Origin of the sequence: Helicobacter pylori (genome assembly GCF_014497725.1) — a bacterium.
Taxonomy (GTDB): Bacteria; Campylobacterota; Campylobacteria; order Campylobacterales; family Helicobacteraceae; genus Helicobacter; species Helicobacter pylori_DE.
Window position 1 is genome coordinate 1 of the sequence record NZ_JACTGF010000010.1, and the last position, 22221, is coordinate 22221.

Genomic DNA, 22221 nt, shown 5'->3' on the forward strand with positions numbered 1-22221 from the left:
TTTTGAAATTTAACGCTTTTACAAGGAACTAGTGTTTCATATTGAAACAAATTTTTAACAACGAGCGTTTGTATTATAGTTTATTTATCATTAATTAGGCTGTGTTAATCAAAGTTTGATAGGTAAATCATCGCTTGGGCGTGTGTCAAATGGATGCACCAATCAAGACAGAATCTTTTCCATAAAAAGAGTAGGGAAAATCAAAGTCTCTTCGCCCAACTCCACCACGCAATCCTCTTCTTTGATGCGCGTAAAACCCAGCTTTTGATAGAGGTTGCATGCCTTAATCTGACTCTTGCTCACATGCAGAGAGATTTTAGTATAGCCTTTAATAAAAGCGTATCGCTCCACGCTCTCATAGAGTTTTTGACCCAACCCTTGGGATTGATAAGCGGTATTTATGTGGAATTTGCACAGCTCGGCTTCTGTTTGATTGATATGATTAAGCCCGCAGATCCCAATGAGCTTTTCATTGTCTCTCATTTCAAAAAATTCCCCGCCATGCTCGCGCAATTTTTGAACAAATCCGCTAATACTGGGCAAAAGATCCAAGCGTTGGATAAACCCTAAAAGGTTATCAGCGATGCGCTCAGCGTAAAACTCTTCTAATTCAGTGGGGTATTTGGGCGAAAAAACTTTGATGGTCATGATTGCCTAACTTCCAAAGATAAAATGATTCCTTAATGAGCGTAATGATAACAATTTTTATCTTAAAATAATAACGCTATTATGAGTTTAAAACCCTTTTTGATTGTCCCACAAGCGGATATGAAGCCTATCGCTCAGCCTAAAACCATGCTCTATGGCTAGGGGGGCTAGGGTTTTTAGGTTTTTGTCTAGCTCGTTGTTAGTTGTGCCTAAGGGCATTAAAAAGATTTCATTATTTTTTAAGGAGAGTTGCTTCAAAAGGCTTTGAATTTCTGCGATAGATTGAGCGGCGTTTTGACTCTCCAATACGAATTTAAAATGCGCGCTTTTAGCGTTATTTAAGATGTTTTGTAAGGCTTTAAGGTTGATCCGCTTGCTTTCTTCCTCCAAAGAAAAAGAGAGTTTGACGCTTAGAGTGAAATGCAATTCTTTTAAAATAGGGCTAAATTCAAAAAAAATAGAGCCATTACTCTCTACAAATAAAGGGATTTTTTTATGGTAGAAATGCTCTAAAACGCTCAATAAAATAGGGTTATTAAAATGCAAGCTTGGCTCCCCGCCTGTAAGAATGAAATCAAAATCCTTATAATTAGGGGCTAAATCCTCTAATCGTTCAATCAAGGGTTTAGGATCGTTGTAATAATCCCAAGATGTTTTGAATTTAGGATGCACCGCATACAAACTATCGCAACCTGTTAGGATTTCATCATGCAATAAGGTTTTACAATTAAAGCCCTTGCATGAAAGGTTACACCCCCCTAAGCGTAAAAAAAGACTGGGCTTGCCTATCCTTTTTCCTTCACCTTGTAAGGAAAAAAAGCTCTCAACGACCGGGAGTTTCATTTTTTAAGGGATCTGGTGTAAGGGCTTAGCATGAAAAAAGCATTGTTTTTCATCGCTAATGATTTTATTGAAAAAGTCTTTATCATGCCACAAACTTTGAATGCCTTGCGAAAAAGAGACGCAATTTGGATGCACTAAAGATTTAAAATGAGGGTTTTCTAAATCGTTTAAAAAGCTTTCAGCGTAGCCGTTTTTAGTCTCATGCACGCGCACGCTAGAGATTTTTAACTCCCCTTCATCATTAGAAAAAACGCTTTTTTGTAAAATCCTTGAAAGGTAGTATAAAAACATGAGGGCGTAACTCTCCGCACTCAAATTAAACGAGCATTTCACGTAACGAACGCAATGATTTTCTATAAAACGCTGAAACTCATCGCTTTCTTTGTCCCAAAAATGATGGGCATGATCAAAGGAGTCTATAAAGGTTTGCATTTCTTGTTGCATCAGCCCAAAATCTAACGCCATGTTCGCATTATCCAAGCGGTTGGTTTCAATAAAGACTTCCACTTCATAATTATGCCCATGGATATTTTGAGCGCATTTTAAAGAAGAGCAATTGCGCACCACATGGCTAGCGCAAAATTTATACAATCGCCTGATAACCATTTCATTGCCTATAACATGGCTGATAAAGGGGCAGTCTTAAATTGTAGTAGTAGCGTTCAGGGCGGTTAAAATCAATGCGTTTGATCGTGCTTTTAATCAAATCCCTATAAAGCATTTGATAGCCGCAAGTCCTCCCGCTCACGCTCCCATCCACATATAAAACCCGTTTTTGCAACACCACATCATACCAATCCAAAATAAAATGAGAATTAGCGCTCATCAAAATTTGCTCGCTAAAGCCATTGATAGCGTAGTAATCTGTGGGGGTTTGGGAGCAATAAAACTGCCCCCCAAGAAAATAACAAGGCTTATTGACTTGATCGATCAGTTGGTAATTGTATTGATAAAACGGCACAGCCGAGATATTACGGACAATGCGCGCATAGATCACATTTTTTGCTTTATCTAATGGGAATTCCGCTTGCGTGAAGACATTATAAAAGCCTAATTTTTGCAATTCATAAACGATCACATTGATATAATAAGAAGTCATCGCATCGCTTCTGTCATAAGCCACCACGATAGTGGAATTATAATTGAACAAATAATCCCCTGTAACTTCTGAATAATACCCCATGTGCAGGCGGTGTTGGCATGCGCTAAAGAAGAATAGAACCCCAACAATTAGCCCTAAAAAAGCCAAGCGGCGATTTTTAATCACTTTAACATTCCCTCATGCCAAGATTCCAAGCTTTTTAAATCATCATAACTGGTTAAGTCTAAATTTAAAGGCGTGATAGAGGCATGGTTTGAAGCGATAGCGTCAAAATCAGAGAGCCTGTCTTCATTTTCGCGCTTTTGCCATTCTAAGGGGTGCAGCCCTAGCCAAAAATAGCTTTCGTTTTTGGGGTCTGTGCGCCTGTGCACTTCTTTTTTATACAACCGATAGCCCTTAGGGGTGATGCATTCGCCCTTATATTCTTGTAAGGAGCAATTAGGGACATTCACATTCAGGAGTTTGCGCCCTTTTAAAGGGTAGCCTTTGGTGAAAATGTTTTGGACTAAATCCTGGATGATCTTTTGAGCTAGATCAAAACTTAAGGGAGTGTTTTTGTTTTTGTTAGAAAGGATTTGAGAAATCGCGATTGAAGGCACGCCCTGAATCGTGCCTTCAATCGCTCCGGCCACCGTTCCCGAATAAATCGTGTCTTCGCCCATGTTAGATCCAAGATTGATCCCTGAAATCACTAAATCAAAACAAACATGTTTAAACAGCTCATTGATCGCCAGATACACGCAATCGCTTGGCGTGCCATCATCAATCCTGTAATGCCGGCCTTCTTTGCCCTTAATTTTCTCCGCTCTCAAAGGCGCGGTGATCGTGATGCATTGCGAGCATGCGCTTTTTTCATGCTTGGGGGCGACCACATAAATTTCTGCCATTTCTTCTAAAGCTTGTTCTAAAGCTTTAATGCCTTTTGCATGGTAGCCATCATCGTTAGTGAGTAGAATTTTTTTCATGTCTTGCCTTTAATAAATAGAGTGTTCAATAATGCGTTTAAATTTTCTTGCAATAAAGGATAAGCGGGTTTTAGTAGATTTAAATCGTTTAAAACCTCTGTTTTTAAAGTTTGAGCGTAATCGCTTGCCTTTTTTAGCCCCAATAAATTCACAAAGCTGTTTTTAGCGCTGTCTAAATGAGTGGTTTTACCGCTTTCTTTTTCATCTTGTGTAACGTCTATAATATCATCTAGCACTTGAAAACAAAGACCCGTTTTTAACCCAAAAGCCTGAAGCCATTTAAAAAGCTCTTCATCTTTAATACCGCTTGCAACAAGCCCCATCATCAGGCTTGCGCTAATCAATTTAGCGGTTTTATGCTCGTGTAAGAAAGTGAGTTGTTCTAAACTTAAGGGCGTGTTCTCAAAATAGCAATCCAAAGCCTGCCCTAAGATCATGCCTTTAATCCCCCCATTAGCGCTTAAGATTTTGATCAATTCCACAATGATATGGCTTTCTAATAAAGCGTTTGAAAGCAATTCAAAAGAGTAAGTGTTGAGCGCATCGCCGATTAAAACGGCTGTGGTTTCATCGTATTTAGCGTGTAAAGTGGGGTGGTTTCTCCTTAAAGCGGCATTATCCATGCATGGTAAATCGTCATGGATGAGCGAATAAGTGTGCAAGCATTCAATGCTTAAAGCGATTTTAAAATATTCTGTTTGTTGGTTAGAATAATCTTTTTGACCCACTAACGCACAAAGCACGGCTAAAAAAAGCTTAGGGCGGAACCTTTTGCCTCCATTAAGCACCATTTCAAAAAAGGCTTTTTCCAAATAAGGGTGGAAGCTTTCAAGGTGTAAATGATGGTGGTTTAAAAAGCTTTCAAAACGCTCGCACTCATTACAATAAAAGGATAAATTAGGGCTACTCATGCATAGAATTATAACCTAAGATTTTAAGAGTTGCATAAATTCAGCTCTGGTTTTAGGGTCTTTTTTAAAGAGGCCTCTTAACACGCTTGTTTTAATGATCGCGTTTTGCTTTTGCACCCCCTGCATGCTCATGCACAAATGCTTGGCTTCACAAACCACGATCACGCCCCTTGGCTCTATGATTTCATCAAAGGTTTCTGCAATTTGAGTGGTCAGCCTTTCTTGGATTTGCAAGCGTTTGCTATAAATTTCAATGAGTTTGGCGATCGCGCTAATGCCTACAATCTTTTCCTTAGGGATATATCCCACGCTAATATTCCCAAAAAAAGGGAGCAAATGGTGCTCGCAAGTGGAGTAAAATTCAATGTTTTGAGCCACTATCATTTCATCGCAAACGCCTTGAAAATACGCGCTTTTTAAAGCCACTCTAGGATCTTCTTTATAGCCTTTATACAAGAAATTCCATAATTCTTGAACCCTTTTAGGCGTCTCTTTCAAGCCTTCTCGATTCTTATCTTCGCCGATGTTTTCAAAAAATTGGTTGAAAAAATTTTCCATTTAAATCACACGCTTTCTTAAGGATTGGATACGATTTTTAACGCTAGGGTGGGTGCTAAACATTTCAGCGTTAAAAAGATAGGCCGCTGATCGGGTGCTATTTTTATCTATTTCTTTATAATCGTTGTTGGTGTAATCGTTGGAAATTTTTTGCAAGGCCCTAATCATGGGCTTATTGTCATGCATTAAAAACGCCGCCCCGCTATCGGCCATGTATTCTCGTGTGCGGCTCAAATACATTTGTAAAATAAGCGTTAAAAAAGGCAAAACGATCTGTAAGAGTAATAAAATCATTCGGGCTAAATTCGCCCCACTATTCTTGCGATTCCCCATGAAAAAATACACGCTAAAATTAGCCACCAACAGCATGATATTGCTTAAAATCCCCACGCACATGGTCAAGCGGATGTCGTTGTGCCTGATGTGGCTGAGCTCATGAGCGATCACGGCTTTTAATTCATCTTTATCCAACCTCTCTATTAAAGCGCTTGTAAGAGCGATAAGGGAATTAGATTCATCCCACCCGCTCGCAAAAGCGTTCATGTAAGGGGCGTTAATGATGTAAAGCTTAGGCTCAAAATGAAGCTTAGCTTCTTCTAAAAGCTCTAATAAAAGGCGATGGATTTGACTTTCTTTAGAGCTTAAAACCTTGCTTGGGTCAATGAGCTTGTATTCATCGCCGCTTAACATGATGGAGCTAAAATTTTGGATACAAACAAGAATAATGACAAAAGCCACCACAAACATGACAATAGTAATCGTAGGAAAAATTTGAAAAGTCATGAGTTTAAAAAGGGCTATGCCTAAATCATTAGCGTTGATTCTAATAGCATCCACCAACAACCCGATAAAAGCAAAAATCGCGCAGTAAGTGGTTAAAACCGCGTTCGTTTTGAGCCTGTTTTGCGCGATAATCTTTTCAAAATTCGTCATCATTTTCTCCTTTCTCATGCTTGATTTCTTTGAGCAACGCGCTCGCATAACTCCCTTTAGGCAAGTAAAATTCCAATTCAAATTGCGCTTTTTCTTTGATGTATTGAGAAGTTATATTTTCTGCAAACACCCAAAAAAACCGCCTGAATCCTAGCGTTTTAGCATGGCCACTTAAAAGGTTATGCTGGAATCCTTTTTCAATTTCTAAACTCAAATTTTTTGCATAAAGAGCTTTTTTGCCATCTAGTAACCCCGTAGGCACAGCTTCTTTGTTTAAAAACCTTTCGCTTTCTTTTTCTAATTCTAAAGCGTCAAAAAACTTCCCATAAGGGTAATGGCACATCACATCGCCTTCTAGGATTTTAAAGGGGTGGGCTTGGTTTTTAAGGGCTTTTAGGGCGTTTGAATGGACGCTTAAATTTTTTTGTTTAAAAAATTCTAAATTTTCTTTGACGCTAAAAGCACTAATGATTTTACTGATTTCTAATCGTTTGCTTAAAAGCGAGTTAAACAAATAACTTTGATAGCTTGAAATTAAAAAAGCGTTTAATTTTTGATGAGCGAATTTCGTTTCATTTTGCAAGATTTTTAAACCCTCTTTATGGTTGTCATTGAACTTCCCAAAGCGTTGCGAGCCAAAATAATTAGGCATGCCAAACTGCGCGATTTGTTCTAAAACTTGCTTTGTTTTTTGAGCGTTTAAGGGGGTCATTTTTTTAAAACGCATAAAAAAGCGATTCCCCTTTAAATGCCCTAATTTGATTTTATTATGATGGTAATTCAAGGATAGGATTTTAAGGTTTCTTTCTTGCAAATTATGCGTATTTTTTTCTAATAAAGGGGCGTATTTTTTAGGGAGTGAGATGAATTGAGTCGTCAGCGCATTTTTATCTTTCAAGCCCGCATAACCCAATTCGGCGATTTTTACCCCTAAAATTTGAGAAAAAATCTGAAGCATTTCCAAAGTGCTTAAACCGCTTTTCCTCACTTGAATAACGGCATGTTCGCCTGTGTTACTAAACTCATACAAAGGCACTTCATGCACGCAAAAATCCCTAGCGCTAGAATTGAAATGAAAATCAATGCTCGCATGGTTATAAGCATGCAATAGGGGCATAAAATTCAAATTCATGCTTTGATCCTTGAATTAAACGCCCTTGAGAGCGAGACTGAGTCAATGTTTTCAAAATTCACTCCAGTAGGCACACCTTGAGCGATTTTAGTGAAAGTGAGGTGGAAATGCTGCAATTTATCTTCAATATAAAGCATTAGAGAATCATTAGCCAAAGTGGGAGGGAAAGCAAAAATGATTTCTTTAATGTTTTCTTCAATCAGGCGTTTTTCTAGGGCGTTAAAATCCACTTCTTCTATAGAGTTTAACACATAATAGCGCCCTAAAAAGTCCTTTAAGTCTTCTAAAATAAACACATCTCTTGGGTGTAAAACCATGCAAAGCTGAGAATTTTGTCGGCTTTCATCAGAGCAAATCTCACAAACTTCACTCTCACTGAGCGCGTTACAAGATGCGCATGTTTTAAGGTTTTCTAGCGCGTTTTCTAAAGCGTGCGTGATTTTTAGTGCCAGATAAGGGTTTTCCAAACCCAAATGATACGCCATTTTAAAGGCGGACTTTTTACCCACATTGGGGATTTTTTCTAAACAATCCACTAAATTTAAAAAGTGGTTCAAGCTGTTTTTATAAGTATTCATTCTGTTAGTATATCAAACTTAACTTGACTTGAAAGAGATTAAAAAGCTTTTATTGTTTTTAAAAGGGGGTTTAATTAATACAATATGAAAAAGCGCTTAATGAAGCGTTTAAATAAAAGCGTTATAATGTGCTATCTCAATTTTAAGGAATAACATGCCGTTTATCAATATCAAACTTGTGCCAGAAAATGGAGGGCCAACAAACGAGCAAAAACAGCAATTGATTGAAGGGGTTTCAGATTTGATGGTGAAGGTGTTAAACAAAAATAAGGCTTCTATTGTGGTTATTATAGATGAGGTCGATTCTAATAATTATGGTCTTGGGGGCGAGAGTGTCCATCATTTGAGGCAAAAAAACTGAAGAGTTTTTGAAATTCAAAGATTGCGATACGCTAAAACATGTAAGGGGGTGCTTATTTTCTACCCCCCTAAAAACTATAAACATAACTCACATTAAACGCCACAAGGCGTTTGAAAAAGAGCGAGGTGTTTAGCCCTTTGCCATGCGTTTCATAAAAGGAATTGACCGCTAAAGGGATTTTCAAGCCCATTTCAAAGCCATTGTGCCTATTGACATTCACACGAACCCCAAAATTCAAAGGGATCTGGAAAAAACTCGTGTGCATTTTAGCCTGATAATTGGTCAAGTAATTGTTAATAAAACCCATTTGACTCACCCACATGCCTAAACCACTCCCTACCCACGAACTCCCCGCTAAAGCAAAGCCCAGATAAAACCCCACGCTCGAATGTTTTTGTGCGTTATCAATGAAATTAAAAAGGTAGTCTATCCCAAGCCCATAGAGATGGTTATTCATTTTGCCTAAACCATCAAAGCCGTTACCCACAAAACCAAAATTGGTGTAACCATAGTCATAGAACAAGTAATAGCGAAACCCTTGATTTTTTTTCTTGGTAAAGAAATGCTTATACCCTACGCTCAAACTCACCCCATACATGCTTGAAATGTTTTTAGAATAAGAGGTTGGATCAAGCGCGTTTAAGGAATTTGAAATTTGAGCGATTTGAGAAGATAAAGAAGAAAGCATGCGGTTTTGAGATTGATTGAATTGTAATTCTAAATTTCTTAAGTTTTCTTCAAATTCTAAAGGGCTATTAGTGGGTTCTTGTATTTTTTCTAACGCTTGAACTAATTGTGGGTTAGATGCAATTCCACCGCTGAGCGTGACTATTTTTTCAATGTTTTGAAGGGTGGATTGGAGGTAGTATTGTTCGGCTTGCATTTCAGTGGGGGTTAATTTAGCATGGTTTTTCAAAGCGTTGTTGATGTAATTAAAGGTGTTGGGCATGCCTTTGATTTCATTTTTGACTTGATTGAGTTTGTAGATTTTATTTTGAGCGTTAGAAATGATTTGGATGCGTTCTTGATTCAAAAAAGGGTTATTATGCTCAACGGCATGACTAATGGAATATTCAAACCCCACGCTCGCATACGCCCCATTTTCTTCAGCACTACAAAAAGATAAAAACAAAGGTAAAAAGAATGATGAATATAATAAGGCTTTTTGCATGGTTGATCCTGCTATGAATTGGGCTTGTTAAAAATAGGTTTAATGATACCATTAAAAAGCATAGCGCATACCAATATTTCCGGTAATATTAATATCTTTATAATCAAGTCCAAACCTAGCCCCAATGCCCGCATTCACATAAAAGGTTTTGAATAACCTTATCTCCCCACCTGTGATAATGCTGGCAAAAGTGTTGTATCTGCCGCCATCTCTATAGCTTAGGGTGTTATTACCAATAAAACGCACCATTTTATCCCCCATAGAATTAATGAATAAGTCTCTGCCCACATCCGCAATCACAAAATAATAAGAGTTTTTATTAAAATAATGCCGACTTTCTAGGGCAAAATTGATCGTTAGAACGGATTTTTTATTAGGGTCAGCATTGGCTCTGAATTGATTATAAATAGGATCATCCATAATGCCCCTTAAACCAGACAAACCAATGTAATAATAGGCTAAGCCTACTTGGGGTTTAAAAATAACGCTTTTATCTTTAAACATGAAATCATAGCCGTAATTGATTTTAGCGTCAGTCGTCCAGGTGTCGTATCTGTAAGACTGATTGATGATTGAGAGTAGGGGGTCATAGGAGTTGATGAAAGTCTTATTGTATCCCCAAGTCTCATTCAAGCTCATCGTTAATTCGCTTCTTTTGATAAACGCTCGGCTATAAACGCCCATATTGACATTGCTAGAGCCTGATTGAGTGATATTTCCATGAAACCCGCTATACCCATAAGCGGCATAACCCCCCACAATCACACCCTTAATGAATCGGTCATACCCTATATTGATACCATATAAAGTTCCAGTGCCTCCATTAATAAAACTAGCCCCTCCAACTCCTGTCGCCCACACATTATTTTTGACTCTGTTTCTTTGAGAGTATTTTAAAATCACATCCATAGCGTTAGGGATCGCATCAGCGAATCGCTTGTTTTTAAGGGCTTCTAATCGCTCGTGAAAATCAGCACTGGCAAAGGTTGAAGTGTCAGAGAGCTTGGCTAAACGACTCATTTGCTGCGTGTAGGTGTTGATCTGTAAAATATTAGTGGCGTCATTTTTAAAATTAGGGTTAGCGATGACTTCTAAAGTGTTAGCAATATCTCCAGCGATCGTGGTTAAATCTTTTGTGGAATGGCTCTCTAAATAATAGGGAGCGAATAAAGGACTTCCCTTAGTTTCAAAGATTTTATTGAGCCAATTAATCGCTTGATTGCCTCCAGCTTGATCAATACTATCCACGCTTTGAACGCCCTGAATTTGAGCGATATATTGTTTTAAAGTGGGGGCTTGTAGGTTATTGATAGGATCATTAGAAACAGCGATTTTCACTTTATTATAAAGAATGGAAGTGTAGATGTATTGATTTTGAGAGTCTTTAAAGCCCACAACTAAACCGCCATCTTTAACGCTCACGGCTTGCCCGTTATAAGTTAATCCGTTGTCAGTCATCACCATGTGCTTGCCATTAATATCAATGAGCGCATAAAGCTTAAGGTAATTATCCAGGCTACTGCCTCCTGTGATTTGGTCGTTATACCCATAATAAATGGCTTTAGCGCTATCAATAAGCGTATAAGTGCCTACTTCTTTTGAAGAAGTGTTGAACTGGATTAAAGGGTTATTGCTATTAGCCATAAGCGTGGCTGTGCCTTGAGCGTTGATAATGGCATGGCTAACCGAATGGCTGAGGTTAAACACCAAATCGCCATAGCTGTTAAAATTCCCCATGACATTCAAGCCACTAGCGTTAGTGCTTAAAGTCGCTTGTTGGTTTAAGGTGAAATTACCATTAATGTTAGCTGTGGAGTTAGAGGCGTTGTTAAAAGCGTTAGTGATCGTTAAATTATTGGCTTGCAAGGTCGCGTTTTCATTGAGATTGAGCGTGCCTATAACGCTATTATTTGTTACTTGAGACAAATTAATAGCCCCATTAGAAGCGATTACGCCTAAGAAAGTGAAGTTATTAGCACGCACGCTTAAAGATTCATTAGTGGGGGTTACGCTAGAGTTTGTAGAAGAGCTGTTTTTTGTTGTGGGGCAATTGGCTAAATTAACACAAATTTCCCCTTTTTGAACGCTCACATTATTCAAACCCGCATTGAGGCTTAAGCCGTTAGTAGCGTTTAGGGTTGTGATATTGATATTAGAAACACCATTAGAAGCAAAAATCAATGCGCCTTGATACTTGCTAAAGTCAATCGTATTGTCGCCATTAAAAATAATAGACTTGTTGGCGACAAAATTCAAACTGCCCCCTGTAGCGTTGCTAAAAGAGCTGTTATTGACAAAAACATAGCCATTGCTTAAAAAGTTAAAATACCCTTTTTGCCAAAAATCATGCAAGCCTCTAGGCGATAAAAGAGCGCCTAAATCGTTTTCTTTGAGTGCATTTTGTAAAGAGGGTGGCAACACGCTCCCTAAACCTTGATTATAAACGTCGCTCAACCCGCCTTGAGAAATGATATTATTGATGATATTGCTCACTAAACCTTGACTTTCTAGCTTTTTAACGACATCTTGTCCTAAAAATTCATTCAACAAGTCGTTCGCCACCACGCCGATGTCTTTTTGCAGGCTTGCAGGGGGGTTAGTAATATCTTTTAAAACCACGCTTAAAATAGAGCTTAATTCAGAAGCGTCTATATACCCACCGATGAAATTCAAAAGCCCTTTATCGTCTAGCATGCTTTTTAAAGACTGCTTAGCAAGGTAGTTTTCTATGATGGATGGGGTAACAAAATTGCCAAAAATGCTTAGTTTTTTACTGATAATGTTTTGGATTTCATTCATGACTCCGCTATTATTCAATAAATCATCTAAGTTATTTTGACCTATAAGTTGGCCCAAGGTTTCATCTTGCAAGCTAGCGGGTAATTCCTTACTCAAAGGGCTTAGAGCGTTTTCTATAAAGTTCCCTAAACCGCCGGCTTGCTTGATTTTTTCCATAGCCACCTGACTGAGAACATTCGCTAAATTCCCTTGATTAAAGATTTTATCAATCCCTTCTTGGCCCAAAAGATTAAAGATATTGTCTGTGGCTTGAGCTTCTATATTAGCTTTATTCAACACTAAGTTATTAGCGCTTTGAAAGGTTACATCCGCGCTCCCTCCGCTTTCAAAGGCGTTACCACTTCCAATTGTCCCGGTAATATAAATGCTTTTAGCTTTAAAATCAGCGTTAATGTAGCCTAAATAAGGGGAAGTTGAGCCTAATAATTGCCCCAAGTAAGTGTTCCTAAAAGAAGAACAAGTGGCGCTATCTAGCGCGCAAGGGCTGCTATAGCCATTGCCCCCAAACCATATAGAGCTGGTAGAGTTTGTAACATTATCTTGAGTAGCGCCTATAATTAGATTCCCATTATTAAAGGTTTGATTGATGTTGTCAGTCAAATGGTTGATCGTTTCTAGGAGCGCTTGCTTTTGCGCTTGGGTGATTTTAATCTTATCTAAGAGTTGCAACACTTCATTAATGTTAGTGATATTGTCTAATTGGTTGGATTCAATCATTTCTTTTAAGGTAGCGGAATTTTGAGAAAGGATCCCTAAAAGCGTTTTTAAATTCTCGCTAGAAAAACCCTTATTGTAGATATTTAAACTATTCAAAGGCTGGTTAAACGGGCTATAAGTGCCTGGGGTTTGAGGAGTTTGAGAGCCTTTAGGCGTGAAAAGACCTTTAATGTTGCTTGTCAAGTAATAAGTGCCTACTTGATTGTCGCTATAATCATAGCTATAACCGGTAGGATTTTGCTTAGAAGCTTGGTAATTATAAAGCTCAGGAGCGATATTAAAAATAGTGTTAGAAGCCGAGTTGGGGTTATTTAAAACTTCTATGGTTAAATCCCCATTTTTAATGCTCTCTTGAATGATTTGAGAGGAATTGAGAGGGTTTATAAACGACCAAGTTTGAATGTTGTTATTATCGCTATAGGTAGCGTTTTGGATTTTCATGCCATAAAAAAGGATTTTTTCATAGCCATTAGCCCCACTAATGCCAGTAATCCCTTTTTGAGCGTTTAGGATATTGTAAGTTACAGATTTTGTGATGTTGTCAAAAATATTGATGTCAGATAAATTAATATCCCCATTATTCCCTAAAACAAACTGCCCGCTAACATTCATTAAAGCTTTAGTTAAAGAGGGCGCATAACCATTAAAATTCAACGCCCCATTAGCCGTAAGGTTATTAAAATTCAATGAGCTTGCGCTGTCAAAATTAAAGCTTGCTGTATCAATAGTCGTGTTGCCTCCAAAATCAGCCTGGCTTGTGCCTTGAAAATTGATATTAGCGTTTAAAGAGCTTGTGTTACTAGCCGATAAAACGCTATCGTCTAAATTAATAGTGGTGTTGTTTGAAAAACTAGCGCTAGAAGCGTTGAGCTTGCTACTAGCGTTAAGACTGAGTGTCCCGCCATTAAAAAAGAGGCTATTAAAGGCCGCTTGACTCCCGTTATAAATATTGAGACTCGCTTGATTGTTAAAAGCGCTCGCGCCACTCGCATTCAAAACGCTTTGATTGTCTAAACTCAAATTAGAATTATTATCAAGCGTTAAAGAATTTTTAAAAGCGGCTTGACTTTTATTGCCAAGCGTGATATTAGCGTTGTTTTGCAAGGTTGTATCGCCATTAAAATTCAGCAAACTTTGAGAGCTAAGTGTAAAACTGGTGTTACCCAAAAGCTGTGTCGTAGCGTTAAAATTGCTTGTCCCCCTAGAATACAAGACATTGAAAACCGCTTGCGTGTTATTGAAAATAAGGCTATTAGCCTGCAAATTATAAACCGCTCCCCCATTCAAACGAGAATTGATAAAGCTTAAAGAATTAGCGGCATTAGCACTGATCACGCTTGATCCTCCAGGGTTTGTAAAGCCACTAAACGAAGCGTTAGAAAACGAAATATTCTTAGCGCTAAAACTGAATTTCCCCCAAGTCATATCGCTAAAACTGGAATTGATTACGCTGATATTATTTAGAGCGTCAAAAGCGGCATAGGAATGCTGACTGGCCCCCGTTTGAATCATTTTGGTAACGGTTTCAGCGTCATTATAATTCAAGCCATCCATAGTGATATTATCGCTTGCTTTAAAGGTAATGTTCGCTCCCCCACCATCTGAATTTGAAACGCCTTCACCGGTTTTAAAATTATTGGTCAAGTAAATGTTAGCCGCATCAAAAGTTCCCGTGATATAGCCAAAGCCTCCATGCCCTATCCAAATCAACCCATTATCATTCACGCTCTCTGTGTCATTCCCTATGATCAAAGTGCCATTTTGGATATTGACGCCAAAACTTCTTCCAAACAAATTGGCTGTATAGGTGCTGAGCGTGTTAGCGCTTTGACCGCTCTGTCCTGAAAGATTGGGATCAATATAATAAACCCCTTTGTTTGAGTAAGTTTGATTTTGGAGGTTATAGACTCCATTCCACACATTCGTTGTGGGTAAATTTTGAGTAGGGGGTGTGGGCGGAACTTGACTAGGGGGAGTGTTTGGCGCTGTGTGTTTTGTAGGAGTGGGTGTGGGGCTTGGTGTCGGATTTGGTGTGGGGCTTACATGTTTAGCGTTAGCCATCGCTTGTTCTAATCCCTCTTGTTCCGTATTAAAAGCGTTTTCATCGTTTTGTAAGGTTTGTTCATCTTGTTGTTCTTGTTTTTGAGCTTGATTGAAAGCTTGTTCGTTAAAGCCTGTGGTGGAGTTGGCTAATTGTTTGAGCTTGTCTAAATCTCCTTGTAACGCTTGTTCATCTTGAGCGATTTGTTGGTTGGTGTGTTCTAAATTCTGAGCGTCTTTTTTGATGGTAGGATTACTGCTTTTAGTGTAGTCTGTATCGCTATTTGCGATCTTACTATCACTAGTAGCGTTATTTAAAGCAGTTTGGGAGCTGGTTACATCCTCTTGATAGGTTTTTTGGGCTTGTTGTTGTAAATCGTCTCCTAAAAATTGGGTAATGATAGATTGGTTGTTAAAGGTTTCTTGTAAGGTTTCATCTTGCCCGTTAATGTCAAAGGTTACATCATAAGTGTTATTACCCACTTCAACATGGCTGATGGCTTTATCGCCCTTATAGTTGATTAGATCCCACAAATAGCTTTGATAAACCCCATACTGAATGGTCCCATTTGTAGTGAGAATGTCATAGGTTTGATTATTATTAAGGGTTTGATTGAGGTTAAAAATTGCATCAGAACCAAAGGACACGCTACCTTTAAGGCTAGCAAAAGGCGAACTTGAATTTAAAGTGTTAATGCCTGAGAAACTCACCTTATTTGTATTAAAGCTATAAGTGCCTTGATTGAAGGTGTCGTTATTAAAGCTGGCGTTGTCATTAAAATTATAAGTGCCTTGATTGAAATTGCTGTTTTCAAAAGTGGATTGGGTGCTATTAAAGTGATAAGTCCCTTGATTGAAGTTACTATTACCAAAGCTTGAACTTGCACTGTTACTAAAATTATAAGTGCCTTGATTGAAGTTGGTTTGATTAAAGGAGATGGCGCTATTATTGTTATTACCGCTGAAATTAAAGCCCCCATTCGTGTCATCTGTAAAGCTAGAGCCACTGACCTTGATATTAGAGCCTTTAAAATTCATGTAAGATTTTTGTGTCCCTGCATCGCTGTTATCCAAACTCGCTTGATTGATAGTGATATTGTTAGCCGCATTAAAATTGAGCGTGGCCCCACCACCATCAGCGTATGAGTTTCCGGTTGTTAAATGGCTTGTCAAGTAAATGTTAGCCGCATCATAAGTGCCTGTGATATAGCCTACATCACCTCCATTAATACCTGTGCCTCCAAAGCGGATATTCCCTCCCACATTAAGCGTGCCACCATTGAATTTTTGCGTGAAACTAGCCCCACCAGCGCTATAAGTGGTAAGAGTGTTTAAATAATAAGTCCCAGAGCCTTGAGCGCTGCTAAAAAGACAATAAGAGTTGTGCGTGGGTGAATTAGGACCGCTTTCAATATTGTCTTGATAACTCCAAGACGACCATGACCAATAACGGCATTCGTTAGCCTTTAGGTGGGATAATCCCCCTAACGCTCCTATCAATAAAACCGAAGCTTTTAAAAAAGATTTGTTGCGATTAGAGAGCTTTTTAATGGATTTTGTTTTTTTATGGCGTTTTAAAGGCTTTTCACGCTTTAAGATTTGATTCAATGTGAAAATTTTCTTTGAGATCTTGTTTAATTTGAAAGATCCCTTTGAAATAAGATTAGAAATCAATCTAGCCTTTTTAAACGCCATTTAAAACTCCAATCGTTTTTATGAACCCCACATTATACAGCTTGATGTTAAACAAGCTCAAAAAGATTCGCAAAATGACTTAATAATGATACATAAATTGCGCCATATCCACCAAACGATGAGAATACCCCCATTCATTATCATACCACCCCATGATTTTGACCATATTCTCTAGCGTGAAAGTCAAATCAGGCGCGATGATAACGCTATGCGGATTAGAAATGAAATCAGAACTCACCCTTTCTTTTAAATCTATTTCTAGCACGCCTTTTAAAGCCCCTTTGGAAGCTTCAATCAATAAATAATTGATCGGATCTTTAAAGACCTTTTTTTCTAAAAACAAACTCAAATCTATCATGGACACATCAAGGCTAGGCACTCTCACGCTATGCCCATGCATTTTGTTTTTGAGATTGGGTAAAACTTTATGCAAAGCTAGAGCGGCTTTAGTGGTGGTAGGGATAATGTTGCTTGCAGCCGCTCTGGAGCGCCGTTTATCCAAAGGGTGGGCCAAATCAATGAGTTTTTGATCGCTCGTGTAGCTATGAATAGTCGTTAGCATGCCTTCTTTAATCTTAAAAGCTTTATCTAAAATCGCGCAAATGGGCGCGATAGCGTTAGTCGTGCAAGAGGCGTTAGAAACAATGGCTTGGTTTTGATAGCAAAAATGATTGACCCCATACACTAAAGTGGGGTATTGTTTTTCATCGTATTCGCCCATAAAAGGAGCGGACAACAACACCTTTTTAGCCCCAAGCAAAAGGTAATTTTCTAGCGTTTTAGGCTCTAAAAACTTCCCTGAACACTCTATGATAACACCCACGCCTTCTAAGTCTTTGATGCTATTAAAAACAGGGATTTCTAACGAGCCGATAATAAGCTTGTAATTAGAGTAATGCACCTCCTTATTGAGCAATCCATGCGCGCTGTCATGCTCTAAAAGATAAGCCAAGATTTCCCAATTAGCAGGGTCATTGATGCCTACCACTTCTAGTTGAGGGTTTGTATCATTGCGCTCTAGAATCGCTCTTAAAACGCATCTCCCAATGCGGCCAAATCCATTGATAAAAATTTTCATCGTAACTATATATCCTATTTTCAGACTTCAATTTCAATTTTAGGGGGTTTTGTTTGGTATTTTACTACATTTTGCGCTATTATGTTGGACCTAGTTGTAGGTTAATTAAAATTATTTATTGAGTTGAAATTCAAGGAGTAAAACATGGCATTGTATGACAGAGCGAATTCTCGTAACGCGTATGCAGAAGATTCTGTGTTACATGAAAGCGAGCTGGTAAGTTTTGTTAAAACGACTTACAAGTTCTTTGCGGGCAGTTTGTTATTGGCGACTATCGGGGCGTTATTGGGTTTAATGAATTTTCAAGCCGTAGTGCAGTATAAGTGGGTGTTTTTTATCGCTGAAATTGCGGCACTTTTTGGTTTGATGTTTTCTAAATCCAAACCTGGATTGAATCTATTCATGCTGTTTGCTTTCACTTCATTATCAGGGGTTACTCTGGTGCCTTTGTTGGGTATGGTGATTGCAAAAGCTGGTTTAGGAGCGATTTGGCAGGCTTTGGGCATGACAACCATTGTTTTTGGTTTGATGAGCGTGTATGCTCTTAAGACTAAAAACGATCTAGCGAATATGGGTAAAATGCTCTTTATCGCTTTGATTGTGGTGTTGGTGTGTTCGCTCATTAACTTGTTTTTGGGTAGCCCCATGTTCCAGGTTGTCATTGCGGGAGCGAGTGCGATTTTATTCAGTCTTTATATCGCTTATGACACCCAAAACATCGTTAAAGGCATGTATGATAGCCCCATTGATGCGGCGGTGAGCTTATATTTAGACTTTTTGAATGTCTTCATTTCTATCTTGCAAATCATTGGTATTTTTTCAGACAGAGACAAATAGTTTGAAAAAATAGGGGGGGAAGCCACGCAAAAACCTAATAAAAAATATTTTAAAATATTGATAACGCTTCATTTTATATTCTTTCTTTAAGGATTGGTTATGCCTAAACGCACCGATATTTCCAACATTCTACTGATAGGCTCAGGCCCTATTGTGATCGGGCAAGCTTGTGAGTTTGACTACTCAGGGACTCAAAGTTGTAAAACCTTAAAATCTTTAGGTTATAGAGTGATCTTAATCAATTCTAACCCGGCCACCGTGATGACTGACCCTGAATTTTCTCATCAAACTTATATCCAGCCCATCACCCCAGAAAATATCGCCGCTATCATCAAAAAAGAAAAGATTGACGCCATTTTACCCACAATGGGCGGGCAAACCGCTTTGAATGCGGTCATGCAAATGCACCAAAGGGGCATGTTAGAAGGCGTGGAGCTTTTGGGGGCTAAGATTGAAGCGATTAAAAAAGGCGAAGACAGGCAGGCTTTCAAAGAAGCGATGTTAAAAATCGGGATGGATTTGCCTAAAGGGCGTTACGCTTATAGCGAGCTAGAAGCCCTAGAGGCCATTAGTGAAATTGGCTTTCCAGCCATTATTAGAGCGAGTTTCACGCTGGCTGGGGGGGGGAGTGGGGTCGCTTATAATATTGAAGAGTTTCAAGAATTGGCTAAAAACGCCCTAGACGCTTCGCCCATTAATGAGATTTTGATTGAAGAGTCCTTATTGGGGTGGAAAGAATACGAAATGGAAGTCATACGAGACAGCAAGGATAATTGCATCATTGTGTGTTGTATTGAAAACATTGACCCCATGGGCGTTCATACCGGCGATAGCATCACGATCGCTCCAAGCCTCACCCTAACCGACAAAGAATACCAACGCATGCGCGATGCGAGCTTTGCGATTTTGAGAGAAATTGGCGTGGATACGGGCGGGAGTAATGTGCAATTTGCGATCCACCCAGAGACTTTAAGAATGGTCGTGATTGAAATGAATCCACGAGTGAGCCGCAGTTCCGCATTAGCTTCAAAAGCGACCGGGTTTCCTATTGCAAAAGTGGCTACCATGCTTGCGGTGGGTTTTAGCTTAGATGAAATTAAAAACGATATTACCAACACCCCGGCGAGTTTTGAGCCTAGTTTGGATTATATCGTGGTGAAAATCCCTCGCTTTGCGTTTGAAAAATTTGCCGGTGTTTCTAGCACTTTAGGGACTTCTATGAAAAGCATTGGCGAAGTGATGGCGATAGGGGGGAATTTCTTAGAAGCCTTACAAAAAGCGTTATGCTCTTTGGAAAACAATTGGCTAGGGTTTGAATCGTTAAGCAAAGATTTAGAAGCGATCAAAAAGGAAATCCGCCGGCCCAATCCCAAGCGCTTGCTCTATATCGCTGACGCGTTCAGGCTCGGCGTTTCTGTAGATGAAGTTTTTGAATTATGCCAGATTGACAGGTGGTTTTTATCTCAAATTCAAAAGCTAGTCAAAGCAGAAGAGGGCATCAATTCTAGCGTTTTAACGGACGCCAAAAAATTAAGAGGGCTTAAAAATTTAGGCTTTAGCGATGCCAGGATTGCCGCTAAAATCAAAGAAAATGAAAATTTAGAGGTCAGCCCTTTTGAAGTGGAATTAGCTAGATCTAATTTACAAATCGCGCCCAATTTTGAAGAAGTGGACACTTGCGCAGCGGAGTTTTTATCGCTCACGCCTTATTTGTATTCCACCTATGCCCCTAACCCTTTGCCCCCTATTGAAAACAAACAAGAAAAACAAGAAAAGAAAATCCTAATCATAGGCTCTGGGCCTAATCGCATCGGTCAAGGCATTGAATTTGATTATTGTTGCGTGCATGCGAGCTTTGCTTTAAAAGATTTAAACATTAAAAGCGTCATGCTCAATTGCAATCCAGAAACGGTTAGCACGGATTATGATACCAGCGATACGCTCTATTTTGAACCCATTCATTTTGAGTGCGTGAAGACTATCATTCAAAGGGAGCGCGTGGATGGTATTATCGTGCATTTTGGGGGACAAACCCCTTTAAAACTCGCTAAAGATCTAGCTAAAATGCAAGCCCCCATTATTGGCACGCCTTTTAAGGTGATTGATATTGCAGAAGACAGAGAAAAATTTTCCCTCTTTTTAAAAGAGCTTGACATCAAGCAGCCTGAAAACGGCATGGCTAAGAGCGTTGATGAAGCTTATAGCATCGCTAATGTGATTGGTTTCCCTATCATTGTGCGCCCTAGTTATGTGCTAGGCGGCCAACACATGCAAATTTTAGAAAATATTGAAGAATTGCACCATTATTTAGAAAGCGTTACGCATTCTTTGGAGATTAGCCCTAAAAATCCGCTTCTCATTGATAAGTTTTTAGAAAAAGCGGTGGAATTAGATGTGGATGTTATTTGCGATAAAAAAGAGGTTTATATTGCCGGCATTTTACAGCATATTGAAGAAGCCGGAATCCATTCAGGCGATTCGGCGTGCTTTATCCCTTCCACTTTAAACCCTGAAATTTTAGATGAAATTGAGCGAGTGAGTGCAAAAATCGCTCTGCATTTAGGCGTAGTAGGGCTATTGAATATCCAATTTGCTGTGCATGACAACACGCTCTATTTGATTGAAGTCAATCCTAGAGCCAGCCGAACCGTGCCTTTTTTAAGCAAGGCTTTAGGCGTTCCTTTAGCCAAAGTGGCGACTAGGGTTATGGTGTTAGAAGATTTGAAAGAAGCCTTGAAGTTTTATGATAAAAAAAATATCGTAGAATATTCTAAAGGCGTTTATAAGCCTAAAATGCCCCATTTTGTGGCTTTAAAAGAAGCGGTTTTCCCTTTTAATAAGCTTTATGGATCGGATTTGATTTTAGGGCCTGAGATGAAAAGCACCGGCGAAGTGATGGGGATTGCTAGATCTTTAGGGCTTGCATTTTTCAAGGCTCAAACGGCTTGCTTTAACCCCATTAAAAACAAGGGGCTTATTTTTGCCTCTATCAAAGATAAGGATAAAGAAGAAGCGTGCGTTTTAATGAAACGATTGGTTGAATTGGGTTTTGAATTGTGCGCTACAGAAGGCACGCATAAAGCTTTGGAAAAAGCCGGTGTGGAGTCTTTAAAAGTGCTTAAAATCTCTGAGGGCCGCCCCAATATCATGGATTTAATGATGAATGGGGAAATCAGCATGGCTATCAACACTAGCGATCATAAATCTCAAGATGACGCCAAACTCATACGCGCTTCTGTGCTTAAAAACCATGTGAGTTATTTCACGACTTTAAGCGCGATAGAAGTCTTACTTTTAGCGTTAGAAGAAAGTTCTCAAAAAGACGAGTTGTTAGCTTTACAAGATTATTTGAAGTAATTTGATGGCGTTAGTGTATTTGGCTCAAAGCGATACCACTATTGGGCTACTTTCTAAAGACAGCGAAAAGCTCAACGCCTTAAAAGGCCGCCCTAAAAACCAAAGCGTTTTAATAGAAAGCGCTGATTTTAGCATCCTAAAAAGCCTGGTGCGCGCGCCCAATGCGTTTAAAAGCCTCATTAGAAGAAGCGCTAAAACCACTTTTATTTACCCTAACTCTAAAGCCGTTCGTGTGATTAAAGGCAGGCATGGGGATTTTTTAAAGCGTTTTAAAACGCTCTATAGCACCTCAGCCAACCTCACCCGATGCGCTTATGATAAAGAAATCGCTTCCAGCCTCGCTGATGTCATTGTGAGCGATGAAAGGGGTTTGTTTGAAAGCGCTAGTTCTAAAATATTTAGGCTTTATAAAAATAAAAAAGTGAGAGTGAGATAAAATTATCCTTTATAATTCGCATTCTGCGCGTTTTGAAAGGGGTTTTTGTGGGATTTTTCT

At 39.0% G+C, this 22221-nt stretch carries 17 protein-coding genes; 4 read left to right on the forward strand and 13 right to left on the reverse strand.

What is annotated here, in order from left to right; translation table 11 throughout:
• Positions 1 to 162 precede the first annotated feature (162 nt).
• The 10 genes from H7N69_RS06735 to recR all read right to left on the reverse strand — a co-directional run bounded on the left by H7N69_RS06735 (position 163) and on the right by recR (position 7670).
• Complete coding sequence (locus H7N69_RS06735) at positions 163 to 648, reverse strand: GNAT family N-acetyltransferase (protein WP_165524350.1); 486 nt, start codon at positions 646 to 648, stop codon at positions 163 to 165.
• 87 nt (positions 649 to 735) lie between these two features.
• Positions 736 to 1491, reverse strand: a complete 756-nt coding sequence (locus tag H7N69_RS06740) for a 7-carboxy-7-deazaguanine synthase QueE (RefSeq protein WP_187885190.1) — start codon at positions 1489 to 1491, stop codon at positions 736 to 738.
• Positions 1492 to 1494: 3 nt separating this feature from the next.
• Positions 1495 to 2097, reverse strand: a complete 603-nt coding sequence (locus H7N69_RS06745) for a 6-pyruvoyl trahydropterin synthase family protein (protein WP_165533577.1) — start codon at positions 2095 to 2097, stop codon at positions 1495 to 1497.
• Between the two features lies 1 nt (position 2098).
• A complete protein-coding gene (locus H7N69_RS06750) occupies positions 2099 to 2758 on the reverse strand; it encodes a hypothetical protein (RefSeq protein WP_127954866.1) in 660 nt (219 codons plus the stop codon).
• A complete protein-coding gene (gene surE, locus H7N69_RS06755) occupies positions 2755 to 3558 on the reverse strand; it encodes a 5'/3'-nucleotidase SurE (RefSeq protein WP_187885191.1) in 804 nt (267 codons plus the stop codon). The genes H7N69_RS06750 and surE overlap by 4 nt, the downstream gene beginning before the upstream one ends.
• The gene (locus tag H7N69_RS06760) at positions 3555 to 4469 is read right to left on the reverse strand and encodes a polyprenyl synthetase family protein (protein WP_187885192.1); all 915 of its coding nucleotides are present in this window, start codon (positions 4467 to 4469) and stop codon (positions 3555 to 3557) included. Before H7N69_RS06760 ends, surE begins: the two co-directional genes overlap by 4 nt.
• Positions 4470 to 4484: 15 nt before the next feature.
• A complete protein-coding gene (gene folE / locus H7N69_RS06765; RefSeq protein ID WP_187885193.1) occupies positions 4485 to 5027 on the reverse strand; it encodes a GTP cyclohydrolase I FolE in 543 nt (180 codons plus the stop codon).
• The gene (htpX, locus tag H7N69_RS06770) at positions 5028 to 5960 is read right to left on the reverse strand and encodes a zinc metalloprotease HtpX (RefSeq protein ID WP_232260221.1); all 933 of its coding nucleotides are present in this window, start codon (positions 5958 to 5960) and stop codon (positions 5028 to 5030) included.
• Positions 5947 to 7092, reverse strand: coding sequence for a tRNA pseudouridine(13) synthase TruD (truD, locus tag H7N69_RS06775; RefSeq protein WP_187885195.1), 1146 nt, complete (start codon positions 7090 to 7092; stop codon positions 5947 to 5949). Before truD ends, htpX begins: the two co-directional genes overlap by 14 nt.
• Positions 7089 to 7670 carry a recombination mediator RecR gene (gene recR, locus H7N69_RS06780; protein WP_001099598.1) on the reverse strand — a complete coding sequence of 194 codons (582 nt, stop codon included), beginning with the start codon at positions 7668 to 7670 and terminating at the stop codon, positions 7089 to 7091. The genes truD and recR overlap by 4 nt, the downstream gene beginning before the upstream one ends.
• A 154-nt stretch (positions 7671 to 7824) precedes the next feature.
• Here recR and H7N69_RS06785 point away from each other — a divergent pair, with 154 nt between their 5' ends.
• Entirely contained in the window at positions 7825 to 8031 is a 207-nt protein-coding gene (locus H7N69_RS06785; protein WP_001115881.1) for a 2-hydroxymuconate tautomerase family protein, read from the forward strand.
• 67 nt (positions 8032 to 8098) lie between these two features.
• Here the strand turns inward: H7N69_RS06785 and hopJ are convergent, their stop codons facing one another.
• The 3 genes from hopJ to gap form a co-directional block, all read right to left on the reverse strand.
• Positions 8099 to 9202: a Hop family outer membrane protein HopJ/HopK gene (gene hopJ / locus H7N69_RS06790; RefSeq protein ID WP_187885196.1), complete on the reverse strand. Its 1104-nt coding sequence runs from the start codon at positions 9200 to 9202 to the stop codon at positions 8099 to 8101.
• A 51-nt stretch (positions 9203 to 9253) separates the two neighbouring features.
• Positions 9254 to 16366, reverse strand: coding sequence for a vacuolating cytotoxin domain-containing protein (locus H7N69_RS06795; protein WP_332246452.1), 7113 nt, complete (start codon positions 16364 to 16366; stop codon positions 9254 to 9256).
• A 166-nt stretch (positions 16367 to 16532) separates the two neighbouring features.
• Entirely contained in the window at positions 16533 to 17531 is a 999-nt protein-coding gene (gap, locus tag H7N69_RS06800; RefSeq protein ID WP_187885198.1) for a type I glyceraldehyde-3-phosphate dehydrogenase, read from the reverse strand.
• Between the two features lie 144 nt (positions 17532 to 17675).
• On the opposite strand from gap, the gene H7N69_RS06805 reads away from it, so the two are divergent.
• The 3 genes from H7N69_RS06805 to H7N69_RS06815 all read left to right on the forward strand — a co-directional run bounded on the left by H7N69_RS06805 (position 17676) and on the right by H7N69_RS06815 (position 22161).
• Positions 17676 to 18368, forward strand: a complete 693-nt coding sequence (locus tag H7N69_RS06805; protein WP_187885199.1) for a Bax inhibitor-1/YccA family protein — start codon at positions 17676 to 17678, stop codon at positions 18366 to 18368.
• Positions 18369 to 18467: 99 nt separating this feature from the next.
• Positions 18468 to 21725, forward strand: a complete 3258-nt coding sequence (gene carB, locus H7N69_RS06810) for a carbamoyl-phosphate synthase large subunit (protein ID WP_187885200.1) — start codon at positions 18468 to 18470, stop codon at positions 21723 to 21725.
• Positions 21726 to 21729: 4 nt separating this feature from the next.
• Positions 21730 to 22161, forward strand: a complete 432-nt coding sequence (locus tag H7N69_RS06815; RefSeq protein ID WP_127989808.1) for a Sua5 YciO YrdC YwlC family protein — start codon at positions 21730 to 21732, stop codon at positions 22159 to 22161.
• The last annotated feature ends 60 nt before the right edge of the window (positions 22162 to 22221 follow it).